This is a genomic window from Ureibacillus thermosphaericus (assembly GCF_012396605.1).
GTDB lineage: Bacteria > Bacillota > Bacilli > Bacillales_A > Planococcaceae > Ureibacillus > Ureibacillus thermosphaericus.
The window spans coordinates 1-11,296 of record NZ_JAAXPW010000055.1 but is presented as its reverse complement, the minus strand read 5'-3'; the positions used below and the strand labels follow the sequence as shown (position 1 = coordinate 11,296).

The window sequence follows — 11,296 nt, the reverse complement described above, 5'->3', positions numbered from 1 at the left end:
ACAAGTCATAGGTTATAGTAAAAAAATGGATGTTTACTACCCTCGCTTAGGTGTTTTCGTTTTTTCTCTAAAGTCCAGAAAAAATAAAACTGAAAATTCAGACATCATTTATGCGACGGTAGTGATAATAAATAGAAGATTGAAAAAAGGTAACAAATAAAAAGACTCTAACCTTTAATAGGTTGAGAGTCTTTAATAAATGTTTTTATAATAAAGCTTTTTTGAATCGTTCAACACCGTCTTTTACTGTTTCAAATGGACATGCTAAATTGATACGAAGGAATCCTCGGCCAGCTTCACTATATTTTGTACCTGGTTCTAATGCGATTTTTCCTTTATTTATCAGACAATCCATCATTTCGTTTTCAGAAAGACCAGTTCCACGATAATCAATCCAAACGAGATAGGTGGCATGAGGACGAATGATTCGAATGCCATCCAACTTATTTAATTCTTGCTCTAAATAGTCAATGTTTTTGGAGACGTATTGAATCATGCGATCGAGCCATTCGTCACCTTTTTCATATACCGCTTGTACACCGCTAGCTGCAAGTACGTTCCAATCGTCTAGACCATGAGCCATTTTATTTTGAATTAATGCATTTCGTAATTGTTTATTTTCTGCTACGATAATCGCTGCATGAAGTCCAGCTAGATTAAATGTTTTCGTAGGGGCAATACATGCGACAATTTTTGCTTGTTCGGCACCTTCTACAGTCATAGTCGGGATATGTTTATGACCTTCAAAGACAATATCTGAATGAATTTCATCTGATATAAGTAAAACATCATATTTTATACATAATTGGATGAGTTTTTTCAGCGTGTCTTTTGACCAAACAACTCCAGCTGGATTATGTGGGCTACATAAAATATAAGCTTTTACACCTTTTTTAAATGCTTCCTCCAACTGTTCAAAATCATATTCATAAATATGCTCTTTACTTTCTACTAAATCGCATTCGATTATTTGGCGATTAAGGGCTTTTGGTATGCTGAAGAATGGTGCATATACCGGTGTTGAAATACATATTTTGTCTCCTGGTTCTGTGAAGGTTTCAATAATCGTAGCTATAGCAGGAACAACACCGCTATGGAAGATCAGGGCATCTTTATTTATATGCCAATTGTGGCGACGTTTGTACCATTGTTGGATGGCCTCTTTGCATTCGTCGCTGATGTAGGAGTAGCCGAAAATCGGATGATTTAATCGTTCTTTTATTGCGTCAATAACAATTTGGGGAACAGCAAAATCCATATCAGCAACCCACATTGGCAAAATATCAGAGTCATCTTCGACACGGTATTTTGCACGGAAGCGTTCTTTAAATTTGTCCCATTTAAAACTATTGGTGTTTCTTCTTTCATATATTTCATCGAACTGGATTGTCACAATTATCACTCTTTTCTATTTATTTTTTATCTTTAAATCTAATGATAATATGATATCATAAGAAGGAAAATAAAGAATAATTTGTGTTAGGTGAAATTCGTGGAAGACGTATTAATGAATAAAAAAGCGAAGCAAGCTTTAATGAAATGGGATCCCTTTCAAATGGGAGAAGGTGCTTATGAAATTGAAGCCAGCGATGTAGTTGCAGCGTTGCAAGCGATAGATGATCCCACAGAATTAGCAAAAGTAATTCAGAGAGTATACGAACACTCCTTTGAAATTTGGATTCCTTTCGAAAATTGTGTGGAAATGGCTTATCAATTAATTGCGATTAAATTTGAAGCTAAATGTATTATATAAAAAGTGATAAAAAGTGTCGCTCCTTTAAAAAAAGTCGACACTTTTTATTTTACTTTCAAAATTAATGTTATGATAAACTTTTATAAATTCATCAAAAAAAATTGGAAGCTTTTTTCAAAAAAAGGTGATTTTTTGTTTCGCCGTTACTCGTTATGTTATAATTTAACATGACATTTACGTAGTGAAAGAAAGTAGGAAAAAATTATGAAAAAAAAATATGAAGTAGGTGAAGTTGTAACAGGGAAGGTAACCGGGATTCAACCATATGGAGCTTTTGTGGCATTAGATGAATCAACACAAGGTCTTGTTCATATTTCTGAAATTACTTATGGTTACGTTCGAAATGTAGAAGATTTTTTTAAAGTTGGTGACATAATACAAGTAAAAATACTTGATATTGATGAACGTAACGAAAAAATTAGTTTATCTACCCGTGCTCTTCAAGACCCACCACCACAAAAGAAAATGGATAAGAATCCGAAAAAAACATTACAAGAACGTGTAAATGAACAGGATGCAAACGGTTTTCAGACGCTAAAGGAAAAACTTCAAGATTGGATTGAGAGAGGGCATTAAAAAAATCCCAAAAGCGAGTATGCTTTTGGGATTTTTTATATGTTTAATTTTCTTAGTCTGTATTGTAAATTTTGTCGTGTCATACCTAATGCTTGGGCAGTTTTTGTAATATTTCCTTCGTTCATTTCTAATGCATGTTGTAAATAATATTTTTCCACTTCTTTTAAATACTCGTTTAATGGCAATAATTCCCGATTTTGTTGAAGAAGGAAAAAATCCGGTTTTCTCATTTTTTCGTTTTGTTGTTGTAACTTAAACCGGAAATGTAATGGCAACATTTCGTATGTAACGTATTTTTCATTTGTAATCATCGAAGCGATTTCATCTAACAATAGTTCCAATTCCTTTAAATTTCCAGGCCAATCATATTCAAGAAACAATTCCATTACATCATTTGACAAACCTTGAATATTCGAATTAAAACGTTCGCGATGTCTTGAAAAGTAATCATTTACGAAAGGTTTAATGTCTTCTTTTCTAGTGCGCAAAGCGGGTATAGAAATGCTCATTGAAGCAAAATAATAATATAGGTCTTTCAGCAATTGATGATTGCCAATTAAATCAATTGGGTCTCCACCGACACTGCCAATAACCATATGCTTTTCTGGCGGTAGGCTTGTTAACAGTTTATGTAGTTCTTTTTGAGTGGAGAGGGAATAAAATTCAATTCGTTCAAAGAAAAATGTATATGATTTATCTTGTTTTAAATACGTTTTTAATCTTTCTAATTGATTTGGCCTTCTGCTGAAAAGAGTAACAAATTCATCGTTTTTCGGCTGAAGCTCGTGATGGATTCCTTCTGCTATTAAATCTTTTCCTGTTCCAGATTCTCCAATTAATAATACAGGAATACGGGCACGAGCTGCTTTTTTTGCGTTTTCTTTAACGATTTGCATCGGTTCAGAGATCGCAGTAATGACATCAAATGTTAATGGTTCCCCATATCGACGTAAAGGTTGATAAATAAGTTTTTCCAAAGAAGTGATATCACGGGCAAATTCTATGGCACCGATAAGTTTTTCCCCTTCGTAAATGGGGTACGTATCATTAATCGTGGTAATTTCATGACCATATTTATTAAAATATGTTTGTTTTACGTTGATCTCTTTGATTCCAGTTTTTAATACGCGCAACAACGTACTGTCATGGGAGCGAAATGCAAAAAGTTCTAAAATAGAACGATCGGTAATGTCTTCCACATCAAAACCTTCTATTTCTTTCATTTTTTTATTATATAAGATCGTTCTTCCTTCCGTATCAACAGCATGAATGCCAACTGAAACATGTTCTACAGCAAATTCATACAGTTTTAGAAGTTGTTTACTATTTAGAGACATCGTCAACACCCTCAAAAAATTTTTTTGATTATGTTATATAATATGTATTGAAAAATGCAATAATATTTTGCATTATTATATATATAAATATTCTATAGGTGCAAATATTTTTTGCATACTATTTATGTAATTTATTTTAAGGAGGAGTAATAATGATTCCCTACAAACATGAACCCCTAACTGATTTTTCAATTGAAGAAAATCGTCAAAAGTATCTTGAAGCATTAAAAAAAGTTGAAAGTGAATTAGGCAAGGATTATCCATTAATTGTTGGTGGAGAAAGAATTACAACGGAAGATAAAATTACTTCTTATAACCCTGCAAATAAAACGGAAGTTGTAGGTCGAGTTTCAAAAGCAAATAAAGAAATTGCAGAAAAGGCAATGCAAATTGCAGATAAAACGTTCAATACATGGAAAAAAGTAGATCCAGTTATCCGTGCAGAAGTTTTATTTAAAGCTGCAGCGATTGTTCGTCGCCGTAAATTTGAATTAGCGGCATGGTTAACAAAAGAAGCAGGTAAACCATGGGTACAAGCGGATGGAGATATTGCTGAAGGGATCGATTTCTTAGAATACTACGGTCGTCAAATGTTAGAAATTGCAAAAGGAAAACCGCTTGAAGAAAATCCTGGAACAATCAACAAATATGTTTATATTCCGTTAGGTGTTGGTGTTGTTATTTCACCATGGAACTTCCCATTTGCTATCATGGTTGGGACAACTGTAGCAGCTGCTGTTACAGGTAATACTGTACTTTTAAAACCAGCTTCTACAACACCAGTTATTGCTTATAAATTCATGGAAATCTTAGAAGAAGCAGGAATGCCACCAGGAGTTGTTAACTACATTCCAGGACCAGGTTCAGAAGTAGGAGATTATTTAGTAGATCATCCACGTACACGCTTTATCAGCTTCACTGGTTCTCGTGATGTTGGTATTCGCATCAATGAGCGTGCTGCCGTTGTTAATGAAGGACAAATTTGGCTTAAACGAGTAATCGCTGAAATGGGTGGTAAAGATGCGATTATCGTAGACGATGCTGAAAATGCTGATTTAGAATTAGCAGCTCAATCTATTGTAACTAGTGCTTTCGGATTCAGTGGTCAAAAATGTTCAGCATGTTCACGTGCAATCATTGTAGGAGATGAAGCTTACAATAAAGTTGTAGAACGAGTTGCTGAATTAACAAATGAACTTGTTGTAGGAGATCCTGCAAATGAGGAAACATATGTAAACCCAGTAATTGATGAAGGTGCATTTAAGAAAATTGCTGAATATATCGAGATTGGGAAGAAAGAAGGCCGCTTAGTTGCTGGTGGACAATATGATGATTCAAAAGGTTACTTCATCCATCCAACAGTATTTGCAGATGTAGATCCTAATGCTCGAATTATGCAAGAAGAAATCTTTGGTCCAGTTCTTGCAATAACAAAAGCAAAAGATTTTGATGAAGCACTTGAAATTGCGAATAATACAGTGTATGGTTTAACAGGTGCTGTCATTTCAAATAATCGCTTCCATTTACAAAAAGCTGCAGAAGATTTCCATGTAGGTAACTTATACTTCAACCGCGGATGTACTGCTGCAATTGTTGGATATCAACCATTTGGTGGATTCAACATGTCTGGTACAGATTCAAAAGCAGGTGGACCTGACTACTTGATTCTTCATATGCAAGCAAAAACTATTTCTGAAACGTTATAATTTAAAAAGCAGACGTTTTTATACGTCTGCTTTTTTATTCAAAATGAATGATAAATAATTTGTTGAGCTAATAATATAAATTGGGAGAAAAAATGGTTGTACATATGGTAGGACATCATTAAAATGGAAATTACCAATACAATCAACTCGATTTATTTACAAAGTATGTTAATATGATGTTGAGGAACTTTCTACAAAATATTAAATCATTGAGTTAAAAGAGGCGAGAATATATGTCTGAAAATGTAAATCTTCTTACTTCAACACAAGATGTGATTAAAGAAGCATTAAATAGGCTTGGATATGATGAAGCGATGTATGAATTATTAAAAGAACCGCTTCGTGTGTTAAAAGTGCGCATCCCCGTAAAAATGGATGACGGTACAACGAAAGTATTTACTGGTTATCGTGCTCAACACTCAGATGCGGTTGGTCCAACTAAAGGAGGAATCCGCTTCCATCCAGATGTGACCGAGGATGAAGTGAAAGCGCTTTCTATGTGGATGACTTTAAAATGCGGTATTGTTGATTTACCATATGGCGGAGGTAAGGGTGGTATTGTTTGTGACCCTCGTCAAATGTCAATGGGAGAATTGGAGCGATTAAGCCGTGGGTATGTTCGTGCTGTGAGCCAAATCGTAGGACCTACAAAAGACATTCCTGCTCCAGACGTATTTACGAATGCCCAAATTATGGCATGGATGATGGATGAGTATAGTCGAATTGACGAGTTCAATTCACCTGGATTTATTACAGGAAAACCAATTGTTTTAGGCGGTTCGCAAGGACGTGACCGTGCAACTGCAGAAGGCGTGACAATTGTTATCCAGGAAGCAGCGAAAAAACGCGGTATTGATATTAAAGGTGCACGAGTAGTTATTCAAGGTTTTGGAAATGCTGGTGGATTCTTGGCGAAATTTATGAGCGATTTAGGTGCAAAAGTGATTGGTATTTCCGATGCTTATGGTGCTTTATATGATCCAGACGGTTTAGATATCGATTACTTACTAGATCGTCGAGATAGTTTTGGAACAGTAACAACATTGTTTGAAGATACAATTACAAATAAAGAATTGTTAGAATTAGACTGCGATATTTTAGTTCCAGCAGCAATTTCAAACCAAATTACAGCTGAAAACGCACCTAATATTAAAGCTAAAATTGTTGTCGAAGCTGCGAACGGTCCAACAACTGCTGAAGCAACAAAAATCCTTACTGAACGTGGAATTTTATTAGTACCAGATGTACTTGCTTCTGCTGGTGGGGTAACTGTTTCTTATTTTGAATGGGTTCAAAATAATCAAGGCTACTATTGGTCTGCTGAAGAAGTGAAAGAAAAATTGCGCGAGAGAATGGTCAATGCATTTGAAAATGTTTACCAAACTGCGCAAAGTCGAAATATCGATATGCGCCTTGCTGCGTATATGGTTGGTGTTCGCCGTACAGCTGAAGCTTCCCGCTTCCGCGGATGGGTGTAATATACAACTGAAACTTGATTTAGATTTTGCTTCTTGAAGAAGAATAACACCATTTTTCTGCATTGAAAAATGGTGTTATTTGTTTATTCGGATTTTTAACTGATAGTGTGAATTGTAAATTTGCTCATAAAGGAGAGTGTTTGAGTGAATAATTTTGTTTTTACTAATCCTGTTCGATTATATTTTGGGAAGGGTGAAATACGTAAATTAAAAAAGGAGCTGCCGAAATACGGGAGAAATATTCTGCTTGTTTTTGGAGGAGGTAGCATTAAGAGAAACGGGCTATATGATGAAGTGACTTCTATATTGAAAGATCTTGATTTGAATGTTTTCGAATTAAGTGGTGTAGAACCAAATCCAAGAGTTGAAACGGCTAGAAAAGGAATTGATATTTGTAAGAAAGAATCTATTGATTTTGTACTTGCGGTTGGCGGCGGTTCGGTTATCGATTGTTCTAAATTAATAGTTGCTGGAGCAAAAACGGAAGAAGATCCATGGGATATTGTAACGGAAAAAGTGAAGGTAAAAGATGCATTGCCTCTAGGAACAGTTTTAACGTTAGCTGCAACTGGATCAGAAATGAATGCGAATTCTGTTATTTCCAACGAAAAAACGAAAGAAAAATATGGATGGGCAAGCGGAAAGGTGTTTCCAAAGTTTTCTATTCTTGATCCGACATACACAATAACAGTACCAAAGGATCAAACGGTATACGGTATTGTCGATATGATGTCCCATGTATTTGAACAATATTTCCATGATGCGGAAAATACATTGGTAATGGATGAATTGTGTGAAGGGGTACTGAGAACAGTTATCGAAACAGCACCAAAATTAGTAGATAATCTGGAAAACTATGAATTGCGGGAAACAATTTTATTATCTGGAACGATTGCTTTAAATGGAATGTTATCAATGGGATCAGAGGGTGATTGGGCAACTCATGAAATCGAGCATGCCATATCAGCAGTATATGATATTCCACATGGTGGGGGGCTTGCGATTCTATTTCCAAACTGGATGAAACATGTTGTTCATGTAAATCCGCATCGTTTTGCTCGGCTGGCTACGAAAGTGTTTGGAGTAAATCCGTCTCATAAGACTGTAGAAGAAGTTGCATTTGAAGGAATTGAACGTTTAAGAGAGTTTTGGACATCTCTAGGAGCTCCAAGTTCACTTAAAGATTATTCTATTGATGATTCAAAGTTGGAATTATTAGTTGAAAAAGCAATGGCGAATGGTCCAATTGGACGTTTTAAAGTTCTTGAGAAGAACGATGTAAGAGAAATTTTGAGGATGTCTTTATAAATGGGGAGGCTGTCTAGTATTAGACAGCCTATTATCTTTAACAGTGTAATATATCATTGTATTAACATGATAATTCATTTTAGCGATTTCACAATTAAGTTATCCATTATTCTTTTTATGATATTTCCACTCTGTTATTCCGTCGTCTTTGTCAAAAGCAAGAGTTACTTTTGTAACGCCTTTTTGAGCCAAAATTAATTCAACTAAGTGATCTCGAACACTATCCAAATAATCAAGAGATTGATGAGGATTGGTTTCTACAACGATTTCAACATGGAGAAACTCTCCTTCCTTTACAACTTCTAACCGTTCAATATCTTTTACATGGGGATCTTCCATTACTAAATTACCAATGTGTATTAACATTTCTTCATCTGTTTCGCCGATTGCACCACGAGCGTTGTCAAGGAATACTCGACCCACTACATAAAACATCATTACACCTATAATCATGGATACTAAACCTTCTAATGCGTAAAAATTCGTAAAATAAGCGATAATGATAGCTAAAAATGCTAGTACATTTCCCGCGGTAGCAACTGCATCTTCCATCCATACTAATTTTGTCGCTGGTTTAGCTCGGTTTAAATAAATAATTGATTTTGGAATTGCTCCTATACCGGAAGTTTCGATTCCTACTTCATGTAAAGTTTCTTTTGCAGCTTTTTGTAGAACAATGGCTTCCAGTATCGTTCCCAATAACAAAACACCAAGGGCGAATAGGATTCCATCTGATTGTTCTTTAGGATGTAAAAAATGATGGAGACCTTCTTTTACTGTTTCGTAAGAAAGTATTGCAACGATGATGACTGCTCCTAAACAAACAAGATTCACTACCCGCCCAAATCCATTTGGAAACCGTTTTGTAGGCGCCTTTTTTGATAAAGCAGAACCAATATAGACGAAAAATTGATTGGCTGCATCTCCTAATGAGTGCATCATTTCGGCAAACATGGCTACATTCCCTGTAAAAAAATAAGCTGCTCCTTTAATAATACCTAAAGTTAAATTCACAATTGCTGCAGATAATGATGGTTTATTTCCGTCTTTTAGTAATTTTATTATTTCTAACATCGATTTCCTCCAAATTAAGATAAAATTTCAATTTCAATTTTTTGAATATAAGGAAGTGCATGAAAGGTGTTAAAAACTGTATAAGTGTTATTTTTTAATAATGTGGAAAAACGAATATCAACTTCATAAGTCAGATTTTCGCCAGTAATGCGAATATTATCGATAACCATCCCGTTTTTTTTCATGAACTTTAGCAATTCCTCTATATTTTCTTTATGTGCAATCTTTGCTTTAAGAGAAAGTTCTCGCATCCTTATTCGTTTTGGCCCAATTTTTGTTAAAAAAGGTGCTACGATTTCAATACCGAAAACGACAATGATAACTGTTAATAATGCTTCTATATAAAACTCGGCACCGACAGCAATTCCAATTCCAGCCGCTCCCCAAACGATAGCAGCTGTGGTTAAACCTGTAATACTATCGTTTCCTTTTCTTAAAATGACACCTGCACCTAAGAAGCCGACTCCGCTCACAATTTGGGCTGCAAGTCTTAGTGGATCCATTGTGATGTTGATATCACCTCTAGGAGGGGTACTATATGCAGTATCAATCGAAATAATGGTTAATAAACAACTAAATGTAGAAATTACTAAGCTAGTTTTTAATCCCACAGGTTTTTTCTTTAATTCTCTTTCGATTCCGATAATTAAACTTAACATTGCAGCAAAGGCCAATTTAAATAAAACGACGCTGCGAATCGTTTCATGAAAAATGTGAAAGTACCCCAAGACATTTCCCCCTTTTTTTATTGTGCAAAAACATTAATCATGTAAAAATGGATATTGAATAAAGTAAAGTTAGGGGTAAATAAAATGGAAAAACCACCGATTCATCCATCTATAGCAATCATTATTGGTGTCATTTCGATTTCTTTTTCTGCTATTTTGGTAAAACTAGCAGATGCTGAATCGGGTGTTATCGCTTTTTACCGTATGCTATTTACGGTGTTAATCTTGTCACCGATATTTTTAAAAAAACATGTACACGAATTAAAAATGTTAAATAAAAGAGATTGGTTGTTCTCTACAATTGCCGGAATCTTTTTGGCATTTCATTTTATACTTTGGTTTGAATCACTAAACTACACTTCGGTTGCAAGTTCTACGGTTCTTGTTACAATGCAGCCCTTATTTGCTTTTGTAGGAACATATTTATTTTTTAAAGAACGCATTACAATGCAAACAATATTGTCTGGAATTATTGCTATATCCGGTAGTGTTTTAATTAGTTGGGGAGATTTTAAAGTAAGTGGCAATGCTTTATTTGGAGATATACTAGCGCTTATTGCTTGTGGCTTAGTAACAGCATATTTTTTATTTGGACAAGATGTAAGAAAGAGATTATCCTTAATTACATATACGATGGTCGTATATTCTATTAGTACAGTTTGTTTATTATGTTATGTCATAATAAGAGAAGAGTCATTTGGTCCTTATCCAATGATGACATGGATATGGTTTTTGTTGCTTGCAATCCTTCCGAATTTACTTGGCCATTCACTTTTTAACTGGGCTATTAAATGGATAAGCACTACAGTTATTTCAATTGCAATATTATTTGAACCAGTTGGTGCATCAATTTTAGCATTGTTTATTTTTGGAGAAAAATTGATAGTTACACAAATTGTTGGTGGAATTATAGTAATTGCAGGAATTTTGTTGTTTGTACTAGATTTGAAAATGCTAAAAATTTTTTTCAAAAAAACTATTGACTCCTAATGAAATGTGTTTTAATATATAACATGTCCTTAGCGGACGAGATAAGTTTTGTAATAAAAAACAAAAAATAACAAAAAACATCTTGACAATAACAAAACAAGATGTTAAAATAAAAAAGTTGTTTCGACCGATAAATAACGAAACAAAAATGAACCTTGAAAACTGAACAACAAAACGTTAATGCAATAAATTGTCTAGTTGTTAACCCTCGTTGACAAACTAGATTCGGACATTAAATTTTTGAGCAAATCAAATTTTCTTTTATGGAGAGTTTGATCCTGGCTCAGGACGAACGCTGGCGGCGTGCCTAATACATGCAAGTCGAGCGAACCAATTGAAAGCCTAG

General features: G+C 34.7%; 10 protein-coding genes and 1 rRNA gene. 7 read left to right on the top strand and 4 right to left on the bottom strand.

The genetic code is table 11. The features are described 5' to 3' along the window. Positions 1-205: 205 nt before the first annotated feature. The gene (locus HF990_RS14360; protein WP_168412855.1) at positions 206-1,393 is read right to left on the bottom strand and encodes a MalY/PatB family protein; all 1,188 of its coding nucleotides are present in this window, start codon (positions 1,391-1,393) and stop codon (positions 206-208) included. A 99-nt stretch (positions 1,394-1,492) separates the two neighbouring features. Between HF990_RS14360 and HF990_RS14355 the strand changes: the two genes are divergently transcribed. Next, complete coding sequence (locus tag HF990_RS14355) at positions 1,493-1,753, top strand: DUF1871 family protein (RefSeq protein WP_016839481.1); 261 nt, start codon at positions 1,493-1,495, stop codon at positions 1,751-1,753. A 204-nt stretch (positions 1,754-1,957) separates the two neighbouring features. Continuing rightward, entirely contained in the window at positions 1,958-2,329 is a 372-nt protein-coding gene (yugI, locus tag HF990_RS14350) for a S1 domain-containing post-transcriptional regulator GSP13 (protein WP_016839480.1), read from the top strand. 35 nt (positions 2,330-2,364) lie between these two features. On the opposite strand, the gene HF990_RS14345 is transcribed toward yugI, so the two are convergent. Beyond that, entirely contained in the window at positions 2,365-3,666 is a 1,302-nt protein-coding gene (locus tag HF990_RS14345) for an AAA-type ATPase lid domain-containing protein (RefSeq protein WP_016839479.1), read from the bottom strand. Between the two features lie 149 nt (positions 3,667-3,815). Here HF990_RS14345 and pruA point away from each other — a divergent pair, with 149 nt between their 5' ends. The 3 genes from pruA (at position 3,816) to HF990_RS14330 (ending at position 8,158) form a co-directional block, all read left to right on the top strand. Continuing rightward, complete coding sequence (gene pruA, locus HF990_RS14340; RefSeq protein WP_026019155.1) at positions 3,816-5,372, top strand: L-glutamate gamma-semialdehyde dehydrogenase; 1,557 nt, start codon at positions 3,816-3,818, stop codon at positions 5,370-5,372. A 233-nt stretch (positions 5,373-5,605) separates the two neighbouring features. Next, complete coding sequence (locus tag HF990_RS14335; protein WP_016839477.1) at positions 5,606-6,850, top strand: Glu/Leu/Phe/Val family dehydrogenase; 1,245 nt, start codon at positions 5,606-5,608, stop codon at positions 6,848-6,850. Between the two features lie 144 nt (positions 6,851-6,994). Beyond that, on the top strand, positions 6,995-8,158 hold the full coding sequence (locus HF990_RS14330) for an iron-containing alcohol dehydrogenase (RefSeq protein WP_168412854.1): 1,164 nt from the start codon (positions 6,995-6,997) through the stop codon (positions 8,156-8,158). A gap of 99 nt (positions 8,159-8,257) precedes the next feature. On the opposite strand, the gene HF990_RS14325 is transcribed toward HF990_RS14330, so the two are convergent. Together HF990_RS14325 and HF990_RS14320 are read right to left on the bottom strand one after the other, a co-directional pair. After that, positions 8,258-9,232: a cation diffusion facilitator family transporter gene (locus tag HF990_RS14325; RefSeq protein WP_016839475.1), complete on the bottom strand. Its 975-nt coding sequence runs from the start codon at positions 9,230-9,232 to the stop codon at positions 8,258-8,260. A gap of 14 nt (positions 9,233-9,246) precedes the next feature. Further along, positions 9,247-9,960: an MgtC/SapB family protein gene (locus tag HF990_RS14320; RefSeq protein WP_016839474.1), complete on the bottom strand. Its 714-nt coding sequence runs from the start codon at positions 9,958-9,960 to the stop codon at positions 9,247-9,249. 84 nt (positions 9,961-10,044) lie between these two features. Between HF990_RS14320 and HF990_RS14315 the strand changes: the two genes are divergently transcribed. Continuing rightward, on the top strand, positions 10,045-10,950 hold the full coding sequence (locus HF990_RS14315) for a DMT family transporter (protein ID WP_016839473.1): 906 nt from the start codon (positions 10,045-10,047) through the stop codon (positions 10,948-10,950). Between the two features lie 260 nt (positions 10,951-11,210). After that, positions 11,211-11,296, top strand: a 16S ribosomal RNA gene (locus HF990_RS14310); the annotation flags it as partial.